This window comes from Paenibacillus sp. MMS18-CY102, assembly GCF_009789195.1.
Taxonomy (GTDB): Bacteria; Bacillota; Bacilli; order Paenibacillales; family Paenibacillaceae; genus Paenibacillus_T.
This window is the reverse complement of sequence record NZ_WSTC01000014.1, coordinates 75,649-100,760: the sequence shown is the minus strand read 5'-3', so window position 1 is coordinate 100,760 and position 25,112 is coordinate 75,649. Positions and strand designations below refer to the sequence as shown.

28 protein-coding genes are annotated in these 25,112 nt (G+C 52.9%); 6 read left to right on the top strand and 22 right to left on the bottom strand.

The genetic code is table 11. The features are described 5' to 3' along the window. Positions 1-355: 355 nt before the first annotated feature. From GON22_RS12325 to GON22_RS12280, 11 genes are all read right to left on the bottom strand, one after another. Positions 356-577, bottom strand: coding sequence for a DUF1450 domain-containing protein (locus GON22_RS12325; protein WP_160396398.1), 222 nt, complete (start codon positions 575-577; stop codon positions 356-358). Positions 578-592: 15 nt separating this feature from the next. Next, positions 593-895: an iron-sulfur cluster assembly accessory protein gene (locus GON22_RS12320; RefSeq protein ID WP_160396397.1), complete on the bottom strand. Its 303-nt coding sequence runs from the start codon at positions 893-895 to the stop codon at positions 593-595. A gap of 86 nt (positions 896-981) precedes the next feature. Beyond that, the gene (locus GON22_RS12315) at positions 982-1,230 is read right to left on the bottom strand and encodes a hypothetical protein (protein WP_160396396.1); all 249 of its coding nucleotides are present in this window, start codon (positions 1,228-1,230) and stop codon (positions 982-984) included. Positions 1,231-1,385: 155 nt separating this feature from the next. Beyond that, positions 1,386-2,588: a M14 family metallopeptidase gene (locus GON22_RS12310; protein ID WP_237179131.1), complete on the bottom strand. Its 1,203-nt coding sequence runs from the start codon at positions 2,586-2,588 to the stop codon at positions 1,386-1,388. A 178-nt stretch (positions 2,589-2,766) separates the two neighbouring features. Continuing rightward, complete coding sequence (gene racE, locus GON22_RS12305) at positions 2,767-3,576, bottom strand: glutamate racemase (RefSeq protein ID WP_160396394.1); 810 nt, start codon at positions 3,574-3,576, stop codon at positions 2,767-2,769. Between the two features lie 251 nt (positions 3,577-3,827). Then, entirely contained in the window at positions 3,828-4,280 is a 453-nt protein-coding gene (locus tag GON22_RS12300; protein ID WP_160396393.1) for a YtxH domain-containing protein, read from the bottom strand. 2 nt (positions 4,281-4,282) lie between these two features. After that, entirely contained in the window at positions 4,283-4,783 is a 501-nt protein-coding gene (locus GON22_RS12295; RefSeq protein ID WP_160396392.1) for a DUF948 domain-containing protein, read from the bottom strand. A 172-nt stretch (positions 4,784-4,955) separates the two neighbouring features. Further along, complete coding sequence (locus tag GON22_RS12290; protein ID WP_160396391.1) at positions 4,956-5,648, bottom strand: helix-turn-helix transcriptional regulator; 693 nt, start codon at positions 5,646-5,648, stop codon at positions 4,956-4,958. A gap of 132 nt (positions 5,649-5,780) precedes the next feature. Further along, positions 5,781-6,206, bottom strand: coding sequence for a DUF86 domain-containing protein (locus tag GON22_RS12285; RefSeq protein WP_160396390.1), 426 nt, complete (start codon positions 6,204-6,206; stop codon positions 5,781-5,783). A gap of 39 nt (positions 6,207-6,245) precedes the next feature. Beyond that, positions 6,246-6,377: a hypothetical protein gene (locus GON22_RS26435; protein ID WP_006036150.1), complete on the bottom strand. Its 132-nt coding sequence runs from the start codon at positions 6,375-6,377 to the stop codon at positions 6,246-6,248. Between the two features lie 15 nt (positions 6,378-6,392). Further along, entirely contained in the window at positions 6,393-6,680 is a 288-nt protein-coding gene (locus GON22_RS12280; RefSeq protein ID WP_160396389.1) for a Dabb family protein, read from the bottom strand. Positions 6,681-6,790: 110 nt separating this feature from the next. On the opposite strand from GON22_RS12280, the gene GON22_RS12275 reads away from it, so the two are divergent. Continuing rightward, positions 6,791-7,048, top strand: coding sequence for a hypothetical protein (locus GON22_RS12275; protein ID WP_160396388.1), 258 nt, complete (start codon positions 6,791-6,793; stop codon positions 7,046-7,048). 49 nt (positions 7,049-7,097) lie between these two features. Here the strand turns inward: GON22_RS12275 and GON22_RS12270 are convergent, their stop codons facing one another. The 3 genes from GON22_RS12270 to GON22_RS12260 all read right to left on the bottom strand — a co-directional run bounded on the left by GON22_RS12270 (position 7,098) and on the right by GON22_RS12260 (position 8,522). After that, the gene (locus GON22_RS12270) at positions 7,098-7,481 is read right to left on the bottom strand and encodes a cupredoxin domain-containing protein (protein ID WP_160396387.1); all 384 of its coding nucleotides are present in this window, start codon (positions 7,479-7,481) and stop codon (positions 7,098-7,100) included. A gap of 127 nt (positions 7,482-7,608) precedes the next feature. Beyond that, on the bottom strand, positions 7,609-8,010 hold the full coding sequence (locus GON22_RS12265; RefSeq protein ID WP_160396386.1) for a hypothetical protein: 402 nt from the start codon (positions 8,008-8,010) through the stop codon (positions 7,609-7,611). A gap of 104 nt (positions 8,011-8,114) precedes the next feature. After that, positions 8,115-8,522 carry a phage holin family protein gene (locus tag GON22_RS12260; protein ID WP_160396385.1) on the bottom strand — a complete coding sequence of 136 codons (408 nt, stop codon included), beginning with the start codon at positions 8,520-8,522 and terminating at the stop codon, positions 8,115-8,117. 261 nt (positions 8,523-8,783) lie between these two features. Here GON22_RS12260 and trpB point away from each other — a divergent pair, with 261 nt between their 5' ends. Beyond that, complete coding sequence (gene trpB / locus GON22_RS12255) at positions 8,784-9,950, top strand: tryptophan synthase subunit beta (protein WP_160396384.1); 1,167 nt, start codon at positions 8,784-8,786, stop codon at positions 9,948-9,950. A 158-nt stretch (positions 9,951-10,108) separates the two neighbouring features. Continuing rightward, positions 10,109-10,696 (top strand): hypothetical protein, encoded by a 588-nt coding sequence (locus GON22_RS12250; protein ID WP_160396383.1) that lies wholly within the window; start codon positions 10,109-10,111, stop codon positions 10,694-10,696. 115 nt (positions 10,697-10,811) lie between these two features. Here GON22_RS12250 and GON22_RS12245 read toward each other — a convergent pair whose 3' ends face one another. From GON22_RS12245 to GON22_RS12235, 3 genes are all read right to left on the bottom strand, one after another. Beyond that, on the bottom strand, positions 10,812-11,987 hold the full coding sequence (locus tag GON22_RS12245; protein WP_160396382.1) for a sn-glycerol-1-phosphate dehydrogenase: 1,176 nt from the start codon (positions 11,985-11,987) through the stop codon (positions 10,812-10,814). Continuing rightward, positions 11,984-12,793, bottom strand: a complete 810-nt coding sequence (locus tag GON22_RS12240) for an HAD-IIA family hydrolase (protein ID WP_160396447.1) — start codon at positions 12,791-12,793, stop codon at positions 11,984-11,986. Before GON22_RS12240 ends, GON22_RS12245 begins: the two co-directional genes overlap by 4 nt. 219 nt (positions 12,794-13,012) lie before the next feature. Further along, positions 13,013-13,789, bottom strand: a complete 777-nt coding sequence (locus tag GON22_RS12235) for a DeoR/GlpR family DNA-binding transcription regulator (protein ID WP_160396381.1) — start codon at positions 13,787-13,789, stop codon at positions 13,013-13,015. Positions 13,790-13,976: 187 nt separating this feature from the next. On the opposite strand from GON22_RS12235, the gene GON22_RS12230 reads away from it, so the two are divergent. Beyond that, complete coding sequence (locus GON22_RS12230) at positions 13,977-14,369, top strand: VOC family protein (protein ID WP_160396380.1); 393 nt, start codon at positions 13,977-13,979, stop codon at positions 14,367-14,369. 83 nt (positions 14,370-14,452) lie between these two features. On the opposite strand, the gene GON22_RS12225 is transcribed toward GON22_RS12230, so the two are convergent. Next, positions 14,453-15,391 (bottom strand): manganese-dependent inorganic pyrophosphatase, encoded by a 939-nt coding sequence (locus tag GON22_RS12225; protein WP_160396379.1) that lies wholly within the window; start codon positions 15,389-15,391, stop codon positions 14,453-14,455. Positions 15,392-15,650: 259 nt separating this feature from the next. Then, positions 15,651-16,634: a glycoside hydrolase family 25 protein gene (locus GON22_RS12220; RefSeq protein WP_160396378.1), complete on the bottom strand. Its 984-nt coding sequence runs from the start codon at positions 16,632-16,634 to the stop codon at positions 15,651-15,653. Between the two features lie 231 nt (positions 16,635-16,865). On the opposite strand from GON22_RS12220, the gene fabV reads away from it, so the two are divergent. Together fabV and thrS are read left to right on the top strand one after the other, a co-directional pair. After that, a complete protein-coding gene (fabV, locus tag GON22_RS12215; protein WP_160396377.1) occupies positions 16,866-18,056 on the top strand; it encodes an enoyl-ACP reductase FabV in 1,191 nt (396 codons plus the stop codon). 996 nt (positions 18,057-19,052) lie between these two features. Further along, positions 19,053-20,966 carry a threonine--tRNA ligase gene (gene thrS, locus GON22_RS12210; protein ID WP_160396376.1) on the top strand — a complete coding sequence of 638 codons (1,914 nt, stop codon included), beginning with the start codon at positions 19,053-19,055 and terminating at the stop codon, positions 20,964-20,966. Between the two features lie 195 nt (positions 20,967-21,161). Here thrS and GON22_RS12205 read toward each other — a convergent pair whose 3' ends face one another. The 3 genes from GON22_RS12205 to xylF form a co-directional block, all read right to left on the bottom strand. After that, positions 21,162-22,340, bottom strand: a complete 1,179-nt coding sequence (locus GON22_RS12205; RefSeq protein ID WP_160396375.1) for a sugar ABC transporter permease — start codon at positions 22,338-22,340, stop codon at positions 21,162-21,164. Beyond that, the gene (locus GON22_RS12200; RefSeq protein ID WP_160396374.1) at positions 22,337-23,860 is read right to left on the bottom strand and encodes a xylose ABC transporter ATP-binding protein; all 1,524 of its coding nucleotides are present in this window, start codon (positions 23,858-23,860) and stop codon (positions 22,337-22,339) included. The genes GON22_RS12205 and GON22_RS12200 overlap by 4 nt, the downstream gene beginning before the upstream one ends. Positions 23,861-23,947: 87 nt before the next feature. Further along, positions 23,948-25,045, bottom strand: a complete 1,098-nt coding sequence (xylF, locus tag GON22_RS12195) for a D-xylose ABC transporter substrate-binding protein (RefSeq protein WP_160396373.1) — start codon at positions 25,043-25,045, stop codon at positions 23,948-23,950. Between the last annotated feature and the right edge of the window lie 67 nt (positions 25,046-25,112).

Genomic DNA, 25,112 nt, shown 5'->3' with positions numbered 1-25,112 from the left:
GAGAAATGCCATTGCAGATTCTGCGATGGCATTTTTTCTTTCCACTCTACGGACCGCAGCGCAACGCGGCGGGCGGATTCTAACGGACCGTGGGGACGTTATTTGCCCATTTTGCTGCCTTTTGAAATTGTAACGGACTCAGCAGCCGTTATTACGCAGATAAGCGGCGAATTCGCTGCAAAATAGCCTAAATAACGTCATATGTGTCCGTTACACGCAAATCGAACGAATTTTGCGCGATATAACGGCCGTGGAGTCCGTTAGCGGCGGTTGCCGGTTGGCCGTGGGACCCAGCGGCGGCCGCCGCTCCACAAAACAAAAAAACCGCGGCTCCACCGCGGCTTTCTGCACTTGCCTATTTCAAATACTTCTTGGCTGCTTCGATAACGTCGTCTTCCGATTTCCCTTTCAAGTATCGCCCATTCACGAAAATAAACGGATACTTAGCACAGGGACCACAGTAAGACTTGCAGCCTACTTTAATTTCCGTTTCCGGCACAAGCTTGGCCAGCTTAGGAAGCATCGTCTTGATGCGAATATATTTGCATTTGTCACAAATTCGTATGTCGTTAGGCATGATGCAACGCTGCGATTAATGATCGCCGTGATTGCCTCGGGACGGATTCGTAACGGCAAACCCTTCTTCCGGCACGTAGAAATAGTCAACGCGAACGCCATCGAGGAAATCGACGCCTTTCTCAAGAATAACGTCAATGTCTTTATCCGTCTTCACGATTTCGTCTTTCTCGGTCGGCGTGTCAATCGCCATGCCGTAATGCGCGTGGTCGCCATGGGCATGCGTCACATGAATGCGGAGAAACTTTCCTTCATTCTCAGGCTTGTCCAGCTCTAGACGGAGAACTTTCGCTGCGTTTTTCGATATTTTGCACTTCATTGGTTAATCGCTCCTTTTACTCTATCAGGCTTATCTTAGTTATTGTATAGAATGCCTCGCATAAGTTCAACCCGTTCATCTGGCTTTTATCGGCTGCTGATGCCGTATTTGCGTTCCATCCGGCCTGCAAACCAGCCTGCAATAAGCAGCGTAACCGCAATATCGTCCAACGGCATAAACGGAATCGGCACGATCACATCGGGCAAAATCCAATACACGGCAACCGGCACAATAAACAGAAGCTTGTCCCCTAACTTCACCTGCGGCATTGTGAGCAGCTTATAGACACGCATCAGCAAATGCTTCCATCGCCGAAGCGACAGCAACTTATTCACTCGTATCCCTCCCTCGTCGGCAGGAATAAGCGACGCATGCTTCGCACGGCCTCTGCCTTTGGTACAAGTATACCACGCGGCAGTGGGCCGCTAAACAGTTACGTTTAGCAGCCTCTTATGCCTATCGTGCCTAGCGCATTCATTCCCTTATCGCCTTACGACTGCATCGCCTCTAGCAATAGCTTCACAATATCGTCATACATATCGTCGAATTGCTCCAACGGCAGCGGATTGACCCCTATACCCGCCTCAATCGTAAACCCTGGCTTACGGTAGGCCTGAATAAACCAATCCTTGTAGCCCGCATCGCTCCCAGTCAAATAGACAGGGCGATATCCGCTAGCCTGCCCTAATCGGAAAGCGATCCCCTCTGATCCAGGCGGTTCATATCCGCGATAATTCCAATAAATTTCCTGCCCTTGCGTATGAAGCGCCAACACAAGCTCGAATTGCTGCTCCTCCGTAAATGCCGCCATCGCAGCCGCCTCCGGCTCACTGAGCGGGCTAGGCCCCGGATAATCGCGGGGCCCCGGGCCTGGTGTTCCCCGCCGGCTGCACTCCTCCTCCCAATGGGCAGGAAATTGGTCATTCAGGTCAACGCCCCGCACGTTCGCTTTCCATCGGCTGAATCGCCCCGACCCTCGATTCATTTCAAGCAACTCCGCATAGAGCGGATGCCCAACATGCAGCCCTTCTTGCACAAGCTGTACGCCATCAGGATTAACCATTGGCACGATCCATAACGTAACCTTTGTTAATAAAGACTTAATATCAACGGCCCGCAGAAGCAGGTTCATCTCCGCCGCTCGAGCCGCATCCTCTACAAAAGCCATCAACAGCACGCTCGTAATCCATTCATTGGCATGGAATGCGCCATTGGCATGAATGACGCGAGGGCCGTTGCCAAGCTTGATCGCTATGATGGGCTTGCCCATTACGCTTTCGCCAATGCTTCTTGCCTCGACAGCCGTGCTATAACGGTCTGCTAACAGCGCACAATCCCGGCTAAGCTCATTAGGGCCATATTCCGCGCGCGCGTCTACGATGCGGTTCGGGGGACCCACAGGAATGCGAAGCAGCATGCCCGGCACCCACTTAGCAGGCGCGCAGCAGCGATTAGCCGCTTCGACAGCGGCCGCCTCTATGCCGAACAGCTCGGACAGCCGCTGAAGGGTATCGCCTTCCTGGACGGTATACCAGACATCCGATGCCGGTGGAATTTGCAAAATGATGCCAACTGGCATAGGTTCCCCTTCTGTTAGTCTAGGGTTGCAGGCAAGCAGCGATGCTGCCGAAATGCCAAAATCCCGCGCGACACGCAGCAGCGTATCACCGGGACGAACGGTATAGGAGAGCAATTGGCCTCCTCCTTTTCTCCCGATCAATCGATCTCGATTATTCGTTTCGTTAAAATGCTTATCCTTATATCGTATTCGCTCACAGGAACACTCATTCCCAGAAAGCCAAAAAGGACAGTGCATCTTGTCCCCGTACGAGTGCGGGCACAGATCACTGTCCTGTCTATTTGTACTTCAATTACCCAATATGAGACACTTGCCATACGACTGGCGCCAGTTCAATCTGCTTGCCCAGCCATTGTGTAGCGATCAGCTTAAACATCTGCTGTTGTCCGCTGCAAAAAAATTGATGCACAGGCTCCACTTCCGTGCTTGCCAGCTTGCCTTGCCCTTCTAGAATCGCTCGAATTTCACGCACGGTTTCCTCAGCGGAGCTAATCAGCGCCACGTCAGGGCCCATCACTTCACTTATGCTCTCGGTCAAAAACGGATAATGCGTGCAGCCGAGAATCATGCAATCAAGCGGATATTCCCGCAAGTAACCAAGCGCCTGCCGGACGGTATCGTACGTTTCAGTTGAACGAAAGTTCCCTTGCTCCACTAACGGCACAAATGCCGGGCACGCTTGGCTAATCACATGGATGTGCGGCGAGAGCTGTTTTAGCGCAAACTCATAAGCGCCGCTTCGAACCGTTCCCTCCGTGCCAATAACCCCGATTACGCCCGTATTCGTTCGGCTTAGCGCAGCCCTAGCCCCTGGTTCAATAACGCCTACAACGGGAACCGATACGATTGTTTTAAGGTCATCGAGGGCGAATGCCGTCGCCGTATTGCACGCAACAACAATCATTTTGGGATTGTATTGAGCTAAATAATCAACAATCTCTTTCGTAAATCGAACAACTTCACCTGCCGGACGCGGACCATACGGCGTGCGAGCGGTATCGCCAAAATAGACAATTTTCTCGCGCGGGAGCTGTCGCATCACTTCCTTGGCAACCGTTAATCCGCCAACTCCGGAGTCTAATATTGCAATCGGCTGCTGCACATCCACACCGCTTTCTTTTCAACAGTTTGACAGATTTCAATAGCATATGAATCCCATCGTGGAAATGTACCTAATTGTTAGCCTTGCCGCGGGAAAACACGGTGGGGCAGCAACTTCGCTTCACGAGCTATTCGCGAATGGTTCGATTGCCGGCAGGCGGACAACCCTTCAAACGCCAAAAGGCGGCCGCCCCTTTAGGGCCACCGCCTCCTGACGTCAATCGCCACTTCGACGGCCAATGAATTTATTCATTAACCAATCGTTTGAAGCGTCTTGTCGATTGTTTCCACTTGCTCTGTTTCCGGCTCCAGCAATGCCAATGCATCGGATTCCAGTTCCGTTTCCGACGAAGCAATGCCTGCTGTCAGCGAGCTAATGATGGCTCTCTCCAGCTCTGCCTCCACTTTCTCTTCGCCGCTCCGCCACGACCGGACACTCGATACGACGCCTACAGCTGCGGACTTCGCACGCTCAGCCACATCAGACGCGCCATTGCCTACTTGTTTGGCGATGCGTCCCGTCGTTTGGCCAACTTGCGATGCGAATCTCGCCGTTGTGTCGCCTACCTTTTGAGCGCCTTCTGCAATGTCATGGCGAAGCTCTTTCCCAGCTTTTGGCGCAAATAACAGCGCGGTAACTGAACCAACAACTACCCCCGCCAATGCGCCGAACAGAAATCCTTTGCTGCCTGTAGATTTTGCCATTATTAATCGCTCCCTCCATCTTTATCGTACCCATCGCCCTCCCCAGAGCATGCGGGCTTATTCGCAACTTTGTCACGCACGGATTGCCACAGCTGCCATGCCGTCATGCCAACTTCAGCCCAATCAAGCGCCTCATCGAGCCCCTTCAGCCGCTTGTTCTCAATCCGTTCCGCTTGCTGCCTAGCCTTATTGGATAAAGCCGCAGTCATTGCATTCATCGCAGCTGAAGCATTCTCGACCGATTCGCCCATGAGGGAAGCCGCTTGGAATAGGCCACTCATCGCACGCAGTTGGGCACTTACGAGCCCAAGCGTATCATCCATACGGTCTGTTGTCCCTTGCAGTTTAAGCATTAGCGTCCGCATATCCCGCTCCAGCTTTTCCGTTGATTGCTGCATCAGGGCCAGCCTATACACGACAGCCCGCAAGCCTATAAGCAAGCCTATCGCCAAAACGATGAATACGACCGTCGCCGCTACCGCACACCATGCCGCCGTTATCATGACATCGCGCTCCTTTCCCGCTCGCCTCTTAGTGGAAGTAGACGAATGCCTAATTTGTAATGACAGTATAAGCAGCATAGGCTTGGATTGACACACCGCTCGATACAAAAAAAACATCGCATGTACCTAAAGGGTACGTAGCGATGTTCTTCTTGTTCGGTGATACATGCTTTTATTTGATAGCGTCTGGCGCTTCCGCTGCATTCGCAATGGCATACGTGCATTTAGCGCCGCCCTTAGCCAGGCATTCCGTTCGCTCTACGCGTGCCTGCAGCAGTTCTTCGAACAATTGCAGCTCGCATGTGCAAGCTTGCTGATACGGCTTCGCAACCTGTGCAATCGGGCAGTTAAATTCATGCAGTTGGTAACTGCCGGCCTCTCCCTGTTCAATCTCCACCATATAACCGCCGGCGTTCTGGATGGCTGCCAGCTCCTCGACCCGATCATGCAGCGCCTTGCCAGCCATTCGAGGCGCGTAACGCTCCAACAGCTTGCGTTTACGGCTCTGGAATAACTGGTCGACAATCGGCGCCGTCGCCTCATCCTTCGCTAAATCATCGAGAATGTCGAGCGTTAAGCCGTGATAATTTTTAGGAAAAAGCTCCTCAGACTCCGCTGTCAGCGTGTACATATGCTTCGGCCTTCCGGCTCCGCGCTTCACGGAAGTCTGCTGAATAAACCCATCGCTCTCAAGCGCATATAGATGCCGGCGTATCGCCATCTCTGTCAAGCCGAGCTGGCTTGCCAGCTCGCCCGCGCTCTGGGTCCCCTTCGTCTTCAGCAATCTGACGACAGTCTGGCGCGTCGATCGTTCGTCCTGCTGTGGAGGATGGCCTGCTCCACTCTGTCTATCGCTTCGTTTCATCCTCACACCGCCTTTCGCTTGCGTTTACGACATTGTAACCGATTTTGCAGCATTCGTAAATTTACATCCCAAAAAGAGCCTGCTATCAGATCGCTGATAACAGGCTCTTCCCTAAGCGCAGAAGTGCATAGGCTATGCCTTCAGCTCACGCTCCAAATATTGTTCCACGGCTGCCCGGAAACGGGAAAGCAGCTGAGGAAGCACAGGAGAGAGCTCATGCAAGCTTGTACGCGGCCATTCATAATAATATTGCACAAGCGGCTTGCGCAGCTTCACCAGTGCCATAAGCGGCTCATGAAGCTCCTTCGCAAATACATGCTCTTCCGCAATAATATCTACAAGATCCTCGTAGCTGCTCGCATCACGCATAATAAATCCGTCAATGAGAAAGCTTCCGACATCCGTAACCGTCTCAATAGCCAAATGCAACGCCCGTTCCTGTGCCATTCCTTCAAGCAGGGACCCGCTCCAGCCTTCTGCCAGCAAAGTTAGCGTGTTCGCAATCTCCGGAATTGCCTCCAGCCGTTGGCGAATCTGTTCGACGTTCACATAGTACATAGCTGGTTGCTGCTCCCTTCTTCGCCACCGCGTTATGCGTTATTCCGCATCCCGCTTGGAGGCTGATCGACGCCCTTTACGTTTGAGCCATGCGACCATAATAATGCTGCTGACAATGACCACAATGAGATACGTCAGCAATTGGTATAAATCTTCATTACCGTTATCCATCCGCTTCTTGACTCCTTAGCTTACGTAGTCGACGCTTGCGGACGCTTCGCGCACCTGCGCCATGTGCTCGATTACTTTTTTGTGAACAGGATGCACTTGGTACGCTTCCAAATCTTCCATCGACTCGAACTTGGTGACCAGTGCGATATCATAAGAACGCTCCGAGTGCAGGACATCCAAGCCTACTTCAAGAAATTTCAGTTGTTCGATCTTGCCTTCCATGTCACGAAGCACTTGCGCGGTCCGTTCAACCGCCTCTGGGCTGCGGTCTTTGAGCTTGAACATAACAATATGGGTAATCATAGTATCCACTCCATTCTTCAGTAAATGCGCTTCGCATGAGATGATAGCGGGTGTCGCATAATAACGGTACCGAATCAGCCAAATTGACGAAAAGGGGATCGGCAAACGTTATGCGCTATCCGGTTACAATTGTGGCCACCCTCATTGGGCTAGCCCTCTGCTTGTACAATTCTACGGGCTATGACCCGCACAACTTCGTATTTTTCATGTTAAGCATTCCCGCATGGATTGCCGACTTGGCGTTCGACATCCATAACGTTGCCGTCATGAGCATCTATGTGTGGACCGTCGTAACGTGGGCCGCGCTCGGCTTCGTTGCTGACCTGATCATCCATCGCCAGCGCACACGGCGCCAAGCAACGGACTAATAATGGGCCTGAAAGTAAGGAAAAGGAGCCATCGGGCTCCTTTTTTGTCTTATTCTACGATCAAAACGGATTTCATCGTTTCATGGCCCGAACCGCACATAACAGAGCAATGCATTTCGTATGTGCCTGGCTTGTCGAGCTTGATGTCTTGCTGCATTTTGTCGCCTTGCAGATCAACGTTCAGATCTTTGATTGCTAAACCGTGGATACCGCTTTTGTTTTGCAGAAGCAGCCGCACTGTCGTGCCAGCTTTCACATGGTATTCTTTCTCGTTGAATACGTAATCATTCGACGCTTGTACTTTCAACAGCTGCATTCCTTCTGGCAATCCTGCCGTCTCGTCCTTCGGCTTATCTGGAAGTCCGAACGTCAGCAAGTATACGCTCAGTAAGGTTGCCGCCGTAAACACGACGAACATGATCCATTTGTGCATAATCTGTGCTCCCCCTTGCAGGCTTTTGTCTACTCCTTATAATACCCAACTTCGTCCATTGTTCTCAACCTTTAAAATGAAGGAGATGAAAAATTTTTGTACAGGATGTGACAAAAGTTTGAACGATTTATTCATGCAAATACGTCTTTAGCAATCGTTCGGATTCCGCTTTCACGAACCCCCACACCATTGCGAATTGATGATGGTAGCCTCGGCATACATACTTCGCATGCATGGCCTCCTTCTGCTGGCTCTCTTCATAAATCTTAATGCCCGCATCGCGAAACTGGCGCCGGAGCGCTGCGAGATCCAGCAGCACGCGGTCCTGAACCGCACGCAGCATCGACTCGTACAGCCGTGGCAGCTTCATCCCAGCGTTTCCGACAACGCGAATATCATGATCAAGTATGCGCATTACGATCCCAAGCAGCACATAACGCTTCACAAGCCCCTGCTCCGCCTCGCTCTGCGCCGGCGGATGGGATGCCTCACGAACCAAGGCCATCACTTTATCGTTCGTAACCGCCATAGGCGATCCCTCCAATAAGAACATTTGTTCTTATTATAACGACAATAAGCCCGCTTATGCAAGCGGGCTATTAGCCATTTTGTACCGCGCATGACGGTTCTGCTTCACTTTCCTTTCGTATTGTCTTTATCTTTCAACACCTCGATAATACGCCTTACTTTTCCCGGCAGCGGCAATCCGAGACGGCCATAGTTCTCTGTAATCGAGATCATTTCATTCGCCAAGTAAAAGTAAATGGCAGCTGCCATTGTCGTATCGTTCGTTTGAAGCAGCTCGTCTATCTGGTGGGCGAGCAAGATAATGAGCAGCGTCAATCCCTTGCGAGTCAATCCCCAGGCGCCAACATTGCTATTTAAGCCCTTCTTCTCCTTCAACGATGCCGCAATGCCTGTCAGATAATCAATGCCCATAGCGATTAACAGCACCGTGAGCGATTGCGGCCAAGCGCCAAAAGCAAAAGCGGCCACATATCCAAACGTGCCAGCAATCGAGCAAACCCACGCTAGTGGCATATCCCCTCCCCTCCTTAATTCTGCCTGCGTTTTCCTGGCCAGCTATGGCGAGAAGCCGCAGCAGTGGGAATATATTGTTACTATATGCAAGCTGGAGCAGGTTGTCCGATGCGGATGCCCATTTTATGACGAAATCTACTAATCGCTGCACTCACGTTCCCTTGCACTTTGTGGTAGGATATATACGGAAGAAAAACATAGAATACTGCGCATTTCCGGAAGATTAGGTGTTCTATCGATCTAAATTTGGAGGCGATTACATTGGCTACGGAACAACAAGCGGCAGAGGGCTACTTCGGGCAATTCGGCGGAAGCTTCGTCCCCCCCGATCTGCAAGAAGTGCTGGACAATCTAGCGGCGCAATTTCATACATTCAAGGATGATCCCGCATTTAACGAGGAGCTTCGTTACTACCTTCGCGAATATATAGGCCGCGAGAATCCGCTGACCTTTGCGCAGCAGCTCACCGAGCAATGGGGCGGCGCCAAAATTTATTTGAAACGGGAAGACCTCAATCATACCGGTTCCCATAAAATCAATAACGTCGTCGGGCAAATCCTGCTGGCCAAACGGATGGGCGCCAAACGCGTCATTGCAGAAACCGGCGCAGGGCAGCATGGCGTCGCAACGGCAACAGCATGTGCGATGTTCAATATGGAATGCGTGATCTACATGGGAGCCGAGGATACGCGCCGGCAAGCGCTGAACGTATTTCGCATGGAGCTGCTCGGAGCCAAGGTCGTTGCAGTAGACAAAGGGCAAGGGCGCTTAAAGGATGCAGTCGATGAGGCGCTGAATGACCTTATCGCGAATTACAAATCGACCTTCTACCTGCTTGGATCAGCGGTCGGCCCACATCCATACCCAACGATGGTCAAACACTTCCAATCCATTATCAGTGAAGAATCCAAGCGCCAAATCCTCGAGAAGGAAGGCCGCCTGCCAGATGCGGTCATCGCTTGCGCGGGCGGCGGCAGCAACGCAATTGGCTCGTTCGCCCACTATATTGACGAACCGTCGGTACAGCTCATCGGCGTCGAGCCGGACCAAGCCCCAACGATGACTCAGGGCGTTCCTGGCGTTATTCATGGGTTCAAATGCCTTGTCCTGTTGGACGAGCAAGGCAATCCCAAACCGACCTACTCCATCGCGGCGGGGCTCGACTATCCGGGCATTGGCCCAGAGCACAGCTACCTGCAGGAGAGCGGGCGGGCACAGTACGTGACCGTAACGAACGAGGAAGTGCTTGCCGCCTTCCAAGAGTTGTCCCGTGCCGAAGGCATTATTCCTGCGCTTGAGAGCGCGCATGCTGTTGCTTACGCGAAGAAGCTTGCGCCTACGCTAGGCCGTGATAAGGTGCTAATCATCAATCTGTCCGGTCGCGGCGATAAAGACGTTGAGCAAGTGTTCCATATGCTGAATAAGTAATTCCAGAACGATAGCTATACAAAAAGCGGTTCCAGCCTTCATGCGCTGCATGAGGCTTGGAGCCGCTTTTTTTGCCACTATAAACCCATCCGCCCTCACCGTCTGTACATCGTTGCAATAGTGTATCGTATAGCTGCCTACAAAGGAGGAGCGTTTCCATGAGCATAAGCAAGGTTCCGGCCGTACACGCATCTAGAGCTAAGCTCTCCCCCAGCACGCTTGGCAAGACAGCCAAAGCCATGCTTCCCTTCTATCGCCGCGTCGCGGCAAGCCGCCCTTACTCGCTCCGTTGGGCTAAAGCGGTCCGGCGGGGCGATTTGGATACGATGATCGCGATGCTGCATCCGTATGTGCCCCGTTTTGCGATTGATGGAATCGCAACGAACGGCATTGGCTACTTCGTCGATTTTCCCATTTCCGGCAATCAGCCGCCTTACACGAACGCTACCTCAATCCGTCCCGGGCAAACGCAATTTACATTCTCAGCAGCCATCCATCGCCAGATTGCCAATGCGATTATCCCGTTATACACCGAGATCGCTGCCAATAAACCGTTTCGGGACTATCTGGTTCAGGCAATCAACGCCAGCAATCAAGCGCTAGTGAGCCGGCTTGTGCGCAGCCTCGTTCCCACGCATAGGCTGAAGACGGTCCGCATCGCACAATCGGGCATTACGCTCGGCTTCCGTTATCCTTCTAGCCGATATGTGTACCATAATGAATTTTTCCAGGTTCGGCTATACTAGGCTCTGCAAATAAGGAAATAAAAAAGCAGCTTCCCGCCTGCCATTCATTATAAATGGCAGGCGGGAAGCTCCTTGGCGCTATGCCCTCAAGGCATCCTCGTTCTGTTCGCAAAACTTAAACCGCGGTGACTGGCAATTCATTGTATGCCTTCAATAGGGTGTGGCGGTTGGCACGCACGCGATGCGCCTCGCGCAAGCTTCGGGTGAGCAGCTCATCATCGACGCCTAGCTCCTGCGCTGTTGCTGGCCCCCCAACGACACGGAGCAGCTGTTGCAGCTCAGCCGTGGACGGCACCGTGGCAAGCGCCTGCTCCAATCGCTCACGATCCGCAGCGAACAAAGTTTCGCCCTGCTCCTCCGCAATTCGGCGGTATACGCCGGCGATAGCCGCGCTTGCAACGCCCACCTTCGCCCCGTGCAACAACGCAGGGCGGCCAAGGCGAAGATACTCCATCTCCCAATAATGGGACAAGTGGTGCTCAGCTCCCGATGCAGGATGCGATTGCCCGAACAGCAGCATCGCGAGGCCTGACTCGATTAACGCTTCCATCAGGACGCGAATGCCTTCTTGCTCCCGGCGCCCAATCGATTCTGCGTGCTTGACGCATTTGTCCAGCGCGTATGCCGTAATCGCAGCAGCTGCATTATCGTGCGGCTCGTTGCCCGCGGCTGCGCCATAAGTCCAGTCGAACAGCGACGTATATTTGCCCAACATATCGCCAAATCCAGCTGCAACCATAGCCGAAGGCGCAGCGCACAGTACATCCAAGTCAGCGAAAATCGCATCCGGTGCAGTGGCGGCAAACGTCCGCTTCTCGCCTCTGATAATGAGCGGGGCCCCCTTGGAGTTAAAGCCATCGACGGAAGGCGCCGTCGGTACAGAAACGAACGGGATGCCTAAGGTATAGGCTGAATACCTTACGATATCATGTATTGTCCCAGAACCAACCGCAATGACGAGCTCTGCGTTCGTCTGGCGAATATCCATTAACAATTGCACTAGTGACGATTCATCAGCAATGACATCGCCCTGCGCATCTGGCTTAATAAGCGCCGTCTGGACCGAAATGCCCGCATCGGCAATGCGCGGCCATAGCATCGTTCCTGCTGCGGCATGCGTGTTCGCATCGGCTGCGATTAGCACGCGCTGAATGCCTCGGTCCTGCAAGTAAGGGGCAACATGCCGGAGCGCTCCTGCTTCGATGATAATCGGATTGATCGCAATTGCTTGTAACGCCTTCCCATCGAGCCAAGGCGCTGCCGCCTTTAGATTATCCAACACCTGATTCATGCCGTTCCCTCTCCTTTTACAGCTGCTTTAGTTATTAATTGTGCGATTGAAGGCCAAATCCAGTCCGGCCGTGCTGGCCAGAGGCCGGCAGCCTCCATTGTTGTTGATCCCGTTAACACAAGCGCGGTTCTCATCCCCGCCCGCTTGCCCAAGCCAATATCGGACGCTAAGCTGTCGCCGATCATCAGGCATCGTTCTGCCGGCAATTGCAGTGCCGTTAGCGCTGCTTCCGCCATAAGCGCGGATGGCTTGCCCACGACGAGCTCCACTTGCGCTCCTGTTGAAGCCGTAATGGCGCCAATCATGCCAGCGACATCGATATGGTCCCCGAACTCGCCAGGAAATGACCGATCCTCATTCGTCGCGATAATGCGTGCGCCATGCCGAACTGCGCGGAACGCATCATTCAATTCATGATACGTCAACGTCTCATGCAGCGTAATGACGAGCCAGTCCGCCAACTCCGGCCGATCCGCCAGCGCAATGCCGCCGGAAGCAAGCTCCTCTTTCAAGCCATGATCGCCCAGTGTCCAAGCTTCGCAGCCTGGATGATGCTCCCGCAAATAGCGGGCCGTCACCGTTGACGACAATATAATTTCATCCATAGACGCTTCCACGCCAAGCCTGCGAAGTTTTGCTAGGCACATCTCTCTTGATATATTGCCTCGGTTGCTAAGGAAGACGAGCCGCTTGCCATTGGCGCGAAGCGAAGCAATCGCTTGCGGCGCGCCTTCGACGGCCGTCTCTCCCCTAAACACCGTACCATCCAAATCAATGACAAACCCGTCCAGATCCATTGCAATCATCGGTGGGTGCCCTGCCTCTCGCGAACCATTTGCTGATCGCATTCGTGTGGCGATCCATACCATCTTATTGTCCGCCTCACGCTGCTCGAAAGTCAATGATTGTTTATTTTTATTATCATTCTCATTCATTATCAATTGAATCGACAGGTGTTGCCGTAACAAAACAAAAACACCCAACGAATATCGTTGGATGTTTTCAGTTAATGCCATTAAACGCTGCTATTCGGCAGGCTCCGCAACAAGCAGCTCGATTCCTGTAATTTGCCGCAGGAACGCAGGGTCGGCCCCTTCATCCGTAATGATCGTATGGACAGCTCGCGTCTGCACGCTCGTCGCAATCGATCGCCTCCCAAGCTTCGTATGATCGAGGAGAGCAACGATTTTGCTTGCGTTCGCGGCCATTAGCTTCTTAAGCTCCGCCTCGTATAGGCTGAAGTCCGTCATTCCTTCCTCGACGGTAAATCCAAGCGAAGAGGTGAAGAAAAGGTCGGCATGAATTTCTTCCAATATCGTCCGGCCAAGCACACCTTCAACCGAACCTGAGCCCGGACGCAGCACGCCGCCGACAAGAATAACGTTAATGCGGGGATTGCGGTTAAGCGTAAGCGCTGCCTCTACCCCATTGGTTACAACGGTCAAATAGTCGCAATCGACGAGCGCCTTGGCAAGCTCCAGCACCGTCGAGCTCGCATCCAGCAAAATGCATTGCCCCTGATGAACCAGCTCTGCTGCTTTCTTCCCAATCGCCTGCTTCAGCTCGGCATTCAATTCGCTTCGCGACGTCATGCGCAAATCTTGAAAGGCTGGCTTCTTCGCGCGAACTGGGACAGCCCCGCCATGCGTGCGTTCCAGCAGCCCCTCCTCCTCCATTTGGCGCAAATCAGCGCGGAGCGTGCCTTCCGACACGTTTAGCTGAAGTGCCAGATCCTTTACGATCACCTGCTTTTGCTGTTGCAACAGCTGTAAAATTTGCTCTCTTCGATGAGGCGCGAACATGATGGGTTCCTCCTGATTGCTATGGTCGTCACGAATATTATAACGAAATTCGATAATAAACGATAGCAAATAACAATCCTTTTGCAAAACGCCGATGGACCGCTTTAAATCCCGCCTTTACAGACGAACATACATTCGGTACAATATCGGTGTATTAATTTTCCATAAGTTACAGGAGGCGTTCCTGATGGCCGATGCAATCAAAGCAAGAATTGAAAACTCTCTGACTGTCCTGTTAGTATCCGACGTTGAAAAATCGAAGCAATATTATGCAGAAGCATTAGGCTGTGAAGTGAACGAGCATTGGGCCGTCCGGGACGATTTTGGGTTAGGGTTTAAGTTAATTCAAGCTGCTGATCCCGCTGATGTAAAACCCAACAAGGGCACATGGAATACGTATGCTTATGTCAAAACCCATGCCGAGCTGGATGCGTTATATGGCGAATTCAAGGCCAATGGGGCAATTATCGTTTCCGAACTTCAATTAACGGAGCATGGCTGGGGCGTCTGGAAAGACTTTTCGGTCAAAGATTTGGATGGGTATGTCATTGGCTTTGGTTCGGGCAATAAAACTAGCTAATCTAAAAATAAAAGCCGCCCTACGCCATGAACCCATGGCGAGTAGGGCAGCCTTATGAACGGCTGAGCCGATAAGATGCTAGCTTACGCTTGCAGCTTGTTGAACGTATCGGTCAGAACCGGCACGATTTGTTTCTTGCGGGAAACTACGCCTTTGAGCACTGCCGTGTTGTTCGACAGCGACACGTTGTACGCCTGCTCGACTACGCTTGCGGAACGGCCAAGTGCCAGACCGATCGAATCGTTCGTCAAGATGTCCGTTACGACGAACAGGAACAGGTCGAGGCCTTTTTCTTCGATGATCGTGTTCAGTGCAGCTTCGAGCTCGCCTTGGCGGGAAAGCACGTCGTTCGTGTCAACCGCGTTAACTTGCGCGATTTCAACTTTGGAGCCGCCCATCGAGAACTCTTTCGCATCGAGGGAGATCAGCTGTGCGATCGATTTGTCGCTCAGGTCAGCGCCAGCTTTAAGCATTGCCAGACCGTAGCTGTCTGCGTCAACGCCAGCAATAGCAGCTAGCTCTTTCGCTGCGTCTACGTCTTCTTGCGTGCACGTAGGCGACTTGAACAGCAGGGAATCGGAAATGATTGCCGACAGCATCAGGCCTGCGATTTCCTTAGGAATCGCTACGCCTTTTTCTTTGTAAATTTTATTAAGAATCGTCGCCGTGCAGCCTACTGGCTCAGCGCGGTAGTACAGCGGGTCGCTCGTCTCGAAGTTAGCGATCCGGTGATGGTCGATAACCTCGATAACGCGTACGTCTGCGATATCGTTCGCGCTTTGTTGGCGCTCGTTGTGGTCGACGAGAATAACTTCTTTCGCTTCAGCAGCAACCGCTTCTACAAGGCGCGGCGCTTGAATGCCGAATTGGTCGAGCGCGTATTGCGTCTCGCCGTTTACTTCGCCAAGGCGAATTGCTTCAGCGTCAACGCCAAGCTGTTTTTTCAGTTCGGCATAAGCGATAGCCGAGCAAATCGTATCCGTGTCCGGGTTTTTATGACCGAAAACAAGAACTTTAGTCATGATTCACTTTCGCTCCTTCATGTTTCGATATTCGATTCTGGCGTTTCTCCTAGCACAGATTAAAGCTCACAATGGCAGCAATTCTGCTTGTCCAGTTGTACATCCTGGCAAGGGAGAAATAGGCTCGTCCATAATAATAGCATACTTATCGGAATATTTTTAGGTCGAAATCTTGAAATTTATGGCGCATTTGCATCAACAGCGCTTGCCACTGCGCCGCGAACGGCTCGGTAAGCGCTGTCGATACTGCAAGCAATGTTCAGCCTTTGACGAGCGCGTCAATTGCCGCCTTTGTCTCAGCGCTAAATCCGCGGAAGAACGCGATCAGCTCAGCGTTGCATAACCCAGCGTTGTACAGCATTTGAATCATAACCAGCTCGGCGTGCCCCTTATCATTGGAAGTCGTAATAAGGCCTGCGCCTTTAGCCGCAATAATGGCATCATTGGCCCATGCAGGAGGCGTCTGGTTGCTCGACATATTAACACGCTCCTCAAGCGCCGCCACGCGATCCGCCAAATCCTGCATTTGCTGTTTTTCTGCGTCTGTCATCGAATCATCCTCCCCGTTCTCGCCATCTTGGGCGTAGGCCTTGCGCAGCTCATCTTCCGTGCCCGCGTATTCATTCAAATCGACCGGACCAGCAATGCCTGCGACCGCTCGGCCGCCGCCTGGCCGCACGCCACCTGCGGAACCATCGCTGTACTGCCAGAACGTCCACTTGCTCCACGCCACTGTATCGGCAGGCGGAGAACTGCTATAGCGTGCTGCCCATAGCTCATAAGCGCCCATCGAAGCGTCAAAATTGTTTGCGAAACTGCTGCCAGAATAGATGATCGGCTTAACGCCGGTCAGCCGCTCTGTCTCCGTCAGAAACGCTTTCGCTACCGCATTAATGTCCCCCTTGCTCATGCTCGAATCTGCCTGCTCATAATCCATGACCGGAGGAAGCTCGAACGCTGCCGCTCCACCTGCCGAAGCAATCGCATCGGCGAAATTTGCCGCTTCCTTAGCTGCCGCATCTGTCGTTTTAGCATTGACGAAGTGGTAGGCGCCAATTAGAACGCCTGCCGCTCGGGCACCATTCGCGTTGTTGATAAAAGTTGCATCCCGTGAGCTGGTTCCTTGGCTTGCTTTTAAGAAAGCAAACGAAATCCCATCACTTTTAACCTCGCTCCAGTTGACCGTGCCCTGATAATGCGAAACATCAATCCCTTGGGCGTTGCCTGCGCTTCTGTCCTGCATGTAAGATCCCCTCGCCTTCTTAATTCCGGCAGCTAACTGCCCCATCCTATGCGCCATGAACGCGCTTCATGCCTGCTAATCTCGCAGGGACGGCCCGAACTAGCGTAAATTTCCCAGTCATGCTAATCTGTACAAAGCGGCACTTTCGTTCTGCCCCTAAGGCCAACCACTCCGGCAGAACTATACGCATTGTGATCCATCCTACAAGCTGTATAAAGAAAGGACGTACTTATGATCATTCAACCTAAAACAAGAGGCTTCATTTGCACGACTGCGCATCCAGATGGCTGCGCCCGTCAAGTCCAGCGCCAAATTGAATATGTACAAGCTCAACCGGCCATCCAAGGCCCTCGCAACGTGCTCGTTATCGGCGCATCAACAGGCTACGGCCTAGCGTCGCGCATCGTCGCATCATTTGCTTCCGGCGCTAACACCGTAGGCGTTTACTTCGACAAAGCGGCAGAAGGCGCGCGCACTGCATCGGCAGGCTGGTACAATTCCGCCGCATTCGAGCAAGCTGCCCAAGCAGCGGGGCGCAAGTCGTACAGCATCGTCGGCGACGCTTTCTCCGACGAAATCAAAGCGAAAACGATCGACCTCATTCGCACGGAGCTCGGCAACATCGACCTGGTCGTATATAGCGTTGCTTCCCCGCGCCGTACGCATCCGAAAACAGGCGAAACGTTCGCATCGGTCATCAAGCCGCTTGGCGAAACGTATTCGAACAAAACGGTTAACTTCCACAGCGGCGAAGTCACGACGGCGACGATTGAACCTGCAACCGAAGATGAGCTGCGCCAGACGATCGGCGTCATGGGCGGCGAAGACTGGGCGATGTGGATCGACGAGCTGCAACAAGCCGGCGTGCTGGCTGACGGCGCAACGACAGTCGCTTACTCGTACATCGGGCCGGAAATCACGCATGCTGTGTACAAGGAAGGCACGATCGGCCGCGCGAAAGACGACCTCGAAGCAACGTCACAGCGCCTTAATGAGAAGCTCAGCGCTACGGGCGGACGCTCGTTCATTTCGGTCAACAAAGCGCTTGTTACGCAATCCAGCTCCGCTATTCCAGTCGTTCCGCTGTACATCTCTGCACTGTACAAGGTCATGAAGGAAAAAGAGCTTCATGAAGGCTGCATCGAGCAAATGTACCGTTTGTTCAATGATCGCCTGTATAGCGACGCTCCAACTGCTGTCGACGAGCGTGGCCGCATCCGCATCGACGATTGGGAAATGCGCGAAGACGTTCAAGCGGAAGTGTCCCAGCTTTGGGCAGACTTGACGACGGAAAACGTGTACGAGCTGTCTGATCTCGAAGGCTACCGCCGCGAGTTTTTCCAGCTGTTCGGCTTCGAAACCGAAGGCGTCAACTACGAAGCGGAAGCAAACGCGGACGTAGACATTCCGAACTTGCGTTAATGCCATTCGTTCAATACGCTTAGAAGAAAGGCTGCGGCGAGCAATCGTTGCAGCCTTTTTTGCCCCGCAATTCCTTTTCACCGCAGCCCTTTATGCGACAGTTCTTTTGGACTAGCATCCCATGCCTATCGAACCTATCAACATGAAAACTAGCATAATTTACTAGTTCTTGCAACCTTATTTCTTGGCGAAAAAGAGCATTTCTCAACACCTCGCCCTCTCACTTCTCACTGCAATCCCCCTATTCACCACGTGATTGCAGTTTGTGCAATGAAAACAATCCTCAAGCATGGCTCAGAGCCATGCTATTGCATGCTGTGCAATGACTGCTCTCGCAAACATCCCTACGTGCTAGATTCGAGCTACTTTTAACCTTTTCAATTGCACAAACTGCAATGGGAGCTAGATTAGGCGCTAGCTTGGCGGACGCCATTGCATGAAGTGCAATCACGGCTAGATTCAGTGGTGCGAATGGTGTAGTGTGTGCTGTGGATGCATGCGAATGCACGATAAGGTGCAGTGTGCTGTGAATCCATGCGAGGCGCGGTGTGGCACAGCTCGGTGTGATACGTTGCAGCACATTGCATAAAAATCCCTATTGACATCCAGAAGGAGATTTCTGTAAGATGATGAACAAATCAAGCGATGACCAAAGACATGATGCCCGACACGCGCTGCCCAGAGAGAGAAGCCTTGGCTGAAAGCTTCTTCAGTAACCGGTTGTGGCGTTACCCCTTTGCAGCTGTGGCGTTGAACCCGACGATTGTTGAATCGCGGCAGTATACGGCACCGGCTAATCCCCGTTAGCGGATACCAATAAGGTCCTTGCAGCAGCAGTTTCGCGGCGATTCTCGCCGAGAAGCCATGCGCTAGAGGATGAATTAGGGTGGAACCACGAGCTGAACGCACTCGTCCCTTTCCGGGCGAGATGCGTTTTTTTGCGTTCAAAAAAAACGCATCCCAGCCAACCAAAACGCTCAGAATGGAGGAAAACGCATGGAGATCAACGTAACGTTGCCAGATGGCGCAATCAGGAGGTATTCGCAAGGAACAACCGTGGGAGAAATCGCTTTATCTATCAATGCCAACTTGTACAAAAATGCGGTCGCAGGCAAGCTCAACAACGAGCTAGTCGACCTCAATCGCCCCATCGAGCAGGACAGCACGGTTGAGATCGTGACGTTGGACAGCCAACTGGGCCTCGAAATTCATCGGCATAGCACGGCGCATGTCATGGCGCAGGCGATCAAGCGATTATTCCCAGGCCAGAACGTGAAGCTCGGCATCGGGCCGGTCATCGAGGACGGCTTTTATTACGATATCGACATCGACAAGCCGCTATCTAGCGAGGATTTGGTGGCCATCGAGTACGAAATGAACCACATTATCGGCGAAAATCTCCCTATCGTCCGCCGCACGGTTAGCCGCGAGGAAGCCGTAAGGGCATTCGAGGAATGCCAGGAGCCGTTGAAGCTGGAAATAATTCGCGATTTGCCCGAGGAAGCGGTTATCTCGATTTATGAGCAAGGCGAGTTTTTCGATCTATGCAGAGGTCCGCATCTTCCCTCCACAGGGCGGATCAAAGCGTTCAAGCTGCTTCATATGGCGGGCGCCTACTGGCGCGGAGATTCGAATAACAAGGTACTGCAGCGCATTTATGGGACGGCTTTCGCGAAGAAAGCGCAGCTGGATGAGCATTTGCACAGGATTGAGGAGGCAAGAAAACGCGATCACCGCAAGCTCGGCAAAGAGCTTGGCTTGTTCATGTTTTCCGAGGAAGCGCCGGGCATGCCGTTCTACCTGCCGAAGGGCATGGCCATTCGCAACGAGCTTGAGAGCTTCGCACGCGAAATTCAAAGGCTCCGGGCATATGAAGAGGTGCGCACGCCGCTCATGATGAACAATCGGATCTGGGAGCAGTCCGGACACTGGGACCATTACAAGGACAACATGTATTTTACACAAGTCGATGAGACGAAATTTGCGCTGAAGCCGATGAACTGTCCCGGGCACATGCTCATCTACAAAAACAGCCGGCACTCCTATCGCGAGCTGCCGATCCGGCTATCCGAGTTCGGCCAAGTGCACCGCCATGAGTTTTCCGGTGCGCTGAGCGGCATGATGCGCGTTCGCACGTTCTGCCAAGATGATGCCCATCTGTTCGTGCTGCCGAGCCAGATCGAAGAAGAGATCGGCCGCGTCATTGAGCTAATCGGCCATATTTATGACGTATTCGGCTTTTCGTACAAAATCGAGCTGTCTACGCGCCCAGACGATTATATGGGTTCAGAAGCACTGTGGGACCAGGCGGAGCAGTCGCTGCAAAGCGTGCTCGACAGCCGCGGCATCGCGTATACGCTTAACGAGGGAGACGGCGCGTTCTATGGGCCAAAAATCGATTTTCATATCCTCGATGCGCTCAATCGCAGCTGGCAGTGCGGAACGATCCAGCTTGATTTTCAAATGCCGGAAAAATTCGACCTCACTTACATCGGCGAAGACAACCTGAAGCATCGCCCAGTTGTTATCCATCGTGCAGTATATGGCTCCATCGACCGATTCATCGGCATCTTAACGGAGCATTATGCCGGGGCCTTCCCCCTATGGCTCGCGCCCGTTCAAGCGAAGCTGCTGCCGGTATCCGACCATTATCTTGACGATGCCTACGCCGTGAAGAAGCAGCTTGAGGAAGCCGGCATTCGCGTCGAGGTCAACCATCGCAACGAGAAGCTAGGCTACAAAATTCGCGAGGCGCAGCTTGAGAAGACGCCGTATATGCTCATCCTTGGCGAGAATGAACGGGGCAGCGGCAGTGTTTCGGTCCGCAAACGAAGCGGCGAAGAGCTTGGACTGCTTGCTGTTCCAGCGTTCGCAGCCATAGTGATGGATGAGATTTCGAAACGCAGCTAGAAGGCTGCCCGTATCGGATCGAGGATAATGGTTTTGCTTTACGGGCGGCCATGATAGCTATGAGCTAGATCTAACGCTAGCACTTAGCTATCACGCTCTGGTCCAAACCAAAGCAAAAGCGCCCGTCGCCTAATGATCAGGCGCAACGGGCGCTTTTTTCCTTCGGTGCTGCCGCACAATACTGCACTGCTGAGCCTAAGCTTTCTTCTTCTGCCGGCTATAAATATCCACATACACCGCAAGCACGAGTATGCCGCCCTTCACGATGTACTGCCAGAACGACTCCAAGTTCATCAGGCTCATGCCATTATCCAAGCTGGCCATGACGAGCGAGCCGATGATCGCGCCAGCAATGGTGCCCGTGCCGCCCATCAAGCTTGTGCCGCCGATGACGCATGCCGCGATGGCGTCCAGCTCATAGTTTTGCCCTGCGCTCATCGTTGCCGCATTCAGGCGGGCCGTCAGCACTAGCGCTGCAACAGCTGCCAGCGTGTTGCACAAGACGAAAACGAGCAGGATGCGGCGTTTAATGTTAATGCCCGACAGCCGCGCAGCCTCGGGATTGCCCCCAATGGCATAAATATGCCGGCCGAACGTCGTGTTGCGCGAGATGAAGGTGAACACCAATGCCAGCACGATAACCATAACGAACGGAACCGGAATGCCTTTGTAGCTATTCATTAAATAGACAAAGCCAATAATAAGCGCCCCCGTAACGCCAAGGCGAAGCATGCTGACCGCGAACGGCTCAACCTCAAAGCCAAATTTGGCGCGCGCTCTCCGCTTGCGAATAATAAGAAGCGCTGCAACGATCAAGCCGATAATGCCGAAAATCCAGCCGATCACATCACCAACGTACGATTGCCCGATCGATTTCAACGATGGCGTCAGCGGCGCAATCGTTACGCTGCCTGTTGTTCCGAACAACGCCCCGCGGAATATAAGCATGCCGCCAAGCGTCACGATAAACGCAGGCACTGCCCGATAGGCAATAATCCAACCCTGAACGAAGCCGATTGCAGCTCCGGCCCCAAGCGTAGCCAATATGACGGGAATCGTGCTCCATTCATACCAGACGTTAAGCATGGCGGTGATGCCGCCTGTAAACCCGACAATCGAGCCAATCGACAAGTCGATCTGGCCCGCGACGATGACGAGCACCATGCCGATTGCGAGAATCGAAGTGACGGACATTTGCAGAAACAGATTCGATAAGTTCGTTGGCGATAAGAACCGTTCATGCAGCAGCGAGAACAAAATCCAGATCGACATTAACGCGCCAATCATCGTATACGCGCGCATATCGAATTTGAACCAATTCGGCCGCTGCTTCAGGCGGGCATGCTCTAATACCGTTTCGTGATTAACGCTCATATCCGATTACCTCCAGTGGCAGCCGCCATTATCAGCTCTTGCGTAGCCTCTTCCGCTTGAAACATGCCTGCTTGCTTGCCTTCGGCAATGACCATAATGCGATGGCTCATGCCCAGCAGCTCCGGCAGCTCCGACGAGATCATAATGATCGCGACGCCTTGGCTGACCAGCTCATTCATCATGTTATAAATTTCGAATTTCGCGCCAACGTCAATCCCGCGCGTCGGCTCGTCGAGAATTAATATTTTCGGATTCGTCATGAGCCATTTGCCCAAAACGACCTTCTGTTGATTCCCGCCGCTAAGCGTGCCGACGACCGTCTCGACGGAATTCGCTTTGATCCTAAGCGAGCTGAGATAGTGATTGCCGCTAACGGCTTCCTTGTAGTGATTAATGACGCCCCCTGATGCAATGCTGGAGAGGCTCGCCATGCTGACATTGCTCTTAATATCCATGCCGAGCACCAGCCCGTATTTCTTGCGGTCCTCGGATACGAGCGCCAGCCCCTCGCGTATCGCCGCCCGCGTATCGCTCAGCTTGACCGGCTTGCCGTCGATCTCTACCTTCCCTTGTGACTTGCCTGCATATGCACCGAACAAGCTCATCACAAGCTCAGTACGCCCTGCTCCCATCAGCCCCGCGATGCCGAGAATCTCGCCTCGGCGGACATCGAAGGAAAAGCTATCGATAACCTTCTTGCCAGGCTGGTTCGGATTAATAACGGAGTAGTCCGACACGCGCAAGACGGCCTCACCCGGATTGGACGGCATGCGCGGGAAGCGCTCCTTCAGCTCGCGCCCGACCATCAACGAGATGACCTTATCCTCGGTAAGCTCGCCGATCGGATACGTGCCGATCGTCTGCCCGTCGCGCAGCACCGTAACGGTATCTGCGATTGCGAACACCTCATTGAGCTTGTGCGAGATATAGATGCACGTCACGCCGCGCTTTTTGAAGTCTTGCAATATGTTCAGCAAAATCTCAACTTCCTGCTCGGTAAGCGCCGCAGTCGGTTCGTCGAGAATGAGCAAATTTGCATTTTTGGACAAAGCCTTGGCGATCTCGATCTGCTGCTGCTTTCCAATCCCGAGCGTCCCGGTTTCTTGCTCCGGATTAACGTCTACTAGCCCGACCTCTCGCAGCCAACGCCCGCTCTCGTGGAAAACTTGCTCCCAGTTAATGATGCCCCACTTCGCCGGCACCTTGCCCAGAAACAAGTTCTCTCCAACGGACAGGTCCTTGGCCAGTGCAAGCTCCTGATAAATAATCGCGACGCCCGCCTGCTCGGCATCCTTGATCTGGTGGAACCGCTTCTCCTCGCCCTCAATGACAATCTGCCCCTCGTAGCTGCCATAAGGGTACAAGCCACTGAGCACCTTCATTAACGTCGACTTGCCTGCTCCATTCTCCCCACAGAGCGCATGCACCTCGCCCTTCTTGACTGTAAAAGTGACGTTGTCAAGCGCTGTGACGCCCGGAAATCGCTTCGTAATATTACGCATCTCTAATGCGGCTGCCATCGGATTCGCCACCTCATCTATAAGAAGAAGGGGAAGCATGCGGGAATTCATTAGCCGCTTCTTCCCCTTCTTGCTCGTTCTACGTGCTTATTTTACGTTTTTGTATACATCTTCTTTGGAGTGGAAGCCGTCTGCGATAATCGTCGCGTCGATGTTGCTCTTATCCACGGCAACAGGGTCGAGCAGGACGGAAGGCACATCGATTTTGCCATTGTTCAGCTTCTTGTCTGCGCCTGGGTCTTCGCCTTTCGCCATCTTGATCGCCATTTGGGCAGCAATCTCCGCTTGCTTCTTGATCGGCTTGTAAACCGTCATCGCCTGCGTGCCTTCTACGATACGCTGCGCTGCAGCCAGCTCCGCATCTTGGCCGGATACTGGAATTTTGCCTGCAAGGCCTTGTGCCGTCAGCGCTTGGATAACGCCGCCCGCCGTGCCGTCATTCGCTGCAATGACCGCATCGATGCCATTGTTGTTCGCTGTCAGCGCATTTTCCATGTTCGCCAATGCATTAGCCGGGTTCCATTCCTTCGTCCATTGGTCAAATACGACTTGGATATCGCCGCTGTCGATCAATGGCTGCAACACGTTGAAAGCGCCTTGCTTGAACAGATGCGCATTGTTGTCCGTTTCCGAGCCGCCGATGTAAACGAATTTGCCTTTTGGCGCTAGCTTCAGAATCGCTTGCGCTTGCAGCTCGCCGACCTTCTCGTTATCGAACGATACGTACAGGTCAACGTCGGAGTTTTTGATCAAGCGGTCATATGCAAGCACTTTAATGCCCGCAGCATGTGCCTTCTCGACGATTGCAGCCGTTGCTTCCGCGTTATGCGGAACGACGACGAGCAGGTCAACGCCTTGGCTGATCAGGTTTTCCGCTTGCGCGATTTGTTTGGCATCATCGCCGTTAGCTGCTTGTACTTCTACTTCTCCGCCGAGCCTCTCCACCTCTGCTTTGAAGAAGTCACGGTCCTTCTGCCAACGTTCTTCTTGCAACGTATCGAGCGACAGCCCGATAACGATTTTCTTATCCCCTTTAACTTCCCCCTTGTCTTCCGTTGCGGTTGTCGTCTTAGCTGGCCCATCATCCGTGCTTTCTTTTTTGTCGTCGCTGCCGCATGCCGAAAGTGTAAACATCATCGTCAGCGCAAGTGCCATTACCCCGCTTTTCATCCATTTGGTTTTCATTTTCTTCTCTCCTTCACCCTCTAAATGTAACTGCTTACATTTGCAATCTTACCATCTTGGAGAGCGT

Bases quoted from the DNA above. Each gene is read 5' to 3' on its own strand.
- GON22_RS12250 (WP_160396383.1), top strand. From the start codon at position 10,109: ATGAGCATAAGCAAGGTTCCGGCCGTACACGCATCTAGAGCTAAGCTC.
- GON22_RS12320 (WP_160396397.1), bottom strand. From the start codon at position 895: ATGAAGTGCAAAATATCGAAAAACGCAGCGAAAGTTCTCCGTCTAGAG.
- fabV (WP_160396377.1), top strand. From the start codon at position 16,866: ATGATCATTCAACCTAAAACAAGAGGCTTCATTTGCACGACTGCGCAT.
- thrS (WP_160396376.1), top strand. From the start codon at position 19,053: ATGGAGATCAACGTAACGTTGCCAGATGGCGCAATCAGGAGGTATTCG.
- GON22_RS12275 (WP_160396388.1), top strand. From the start codon at position 6,791: ATGCGCTATCCGGTTACAATTGTGGCCACCCTCATTGGGCTAGCCCTC.
- GON22_RS26435 (WP_006036150.1), bottom strand. From the start codon at position 6,377: ATGGATAACGGTAATGAAGATTTATACCAATTGCTGACGTATCTCATT.
- GON22_RS12225 (WP_160396379.1), bottom strand. From the start codon at position 15,391: ATGACTAAAGTTCTTGTTTTCGGTCATAAAAACCCGGACACGGATACG.
- GON22_RS12325 (WP_160396398.1), bottom strand. From the start codon at position 577: ATGCCTAACGACATACGAATTTGTGACAAATGCAAATATATTCGCATC.
- GON22_RS12220 (WP_160396378.1), bottom strand. From the start codon at position 16,634: ATGCAGGACAGAAGCGCAGGCAACGCCCAAGGGATTGATGTTTCGCAT.
- GON22_RS12205 (WP_160396375.1), bottom strand. From the start codon at position 22,340: ATGAGCGTTAATCACGAAACGGTATTAGAGCATGCCCGCCTGAAGCAG.
- GON22_RS12260 (WP_160396385.1), bottom strand. From the start codon at position 8,522: ATGCCACTAGCGTGGGTTTGCTCGATTGCTGGCACGTTTGGATATGTG.
- GON22_RS12265 (WP_160396386.1), bottom strand. From the start codon at position 8,010: ATGGCGGTTACGAACGATAAAGTGATGGCCTTGGTTCGTGAGGCATCC.
- GON22_RS12300 (WP_160396393.1), bottom strand. From the start codon at position 4,280: ATGGCAAAATCTACAGGCAGCAAAGGATTTCTGTTCGGCGCATTGGCG.
- GON22_RS12240 (WP_160396447.1), bottom strand. From the start codon at position 12,793: ATGATTGCAATGGATCTGGACGGGTTTGTCATTGATTTGGATGGTACG.
- GON22_RS12285 (WP_160396390.1), bottom strand. From the start codon at position 6,206: ATGTACTATGTGAACGTCGAACAGATTCGCCAACGGCTGGAGGCAATT.
- GON22_RS12290 (WP_160396391.1), bottom strand. From the start codon at position 5,648: ATGAAACGAAGCGATAGACAGAGTGGAGCAGGCCATCCTCCACAGCAG.
- GON22_RS12200 (WP_160396374.1), bottom strand. From the start codon at position 23,860: ATGGCAGCCGCATTAGAGATGCGTAATATTACGAAGCGATTTCCGGGC.
- GON22_RS12235 (WP_160396381.1), bottom strand. From the start codon at position 13,789: ATGTTCGCGCCTCATCGAAGAGAGCAAATTTTACAGCTGTTGCAACAG.
- GON22_RS12245 (WP_160396382.1), bottom strand. From the start codon at position 11,987: ATGAATCAGGTGTTGGATAATCTAAAGGCGGCAGCGCCTTGGCTCGAT.
- GON22_RS12230 (WP_160396380.1), top strand. From the start codon at position 13,977: ATGGCCGATGCAATCAAAGCAAGAATTGAAAACTCTCTGACTGTCCTG.
- xylF (WP_160396373.1), bottom strand. From the start codon at position 25,045: ATGAAAACCAAATGGATGAAAAGCGGGGTAATGGCACTTGCGCTGACG.
- GON22_RS12295 (WP_160396392.1), bottom strand. From the start codon at position 4,783: ATGATAACGGCGGCATGGTGTGCGGTAGCGGCGACGGTCGTATTCATC.
- GON22_RS12280 (WP_160396389.1), bottom strand. From the start codon at position 6,680: ATGATTACCCATATTGTTATGTTCAAGCTCAAAGACCGCAGCCCAGAG.
- GON22_RS12270 (WP_160396387.1), bottom strand. From the start codon at position 7,481: ATGCACAAATGGATCATGTTCGTCGTGTTTACGGCGGCAACCTTACTG.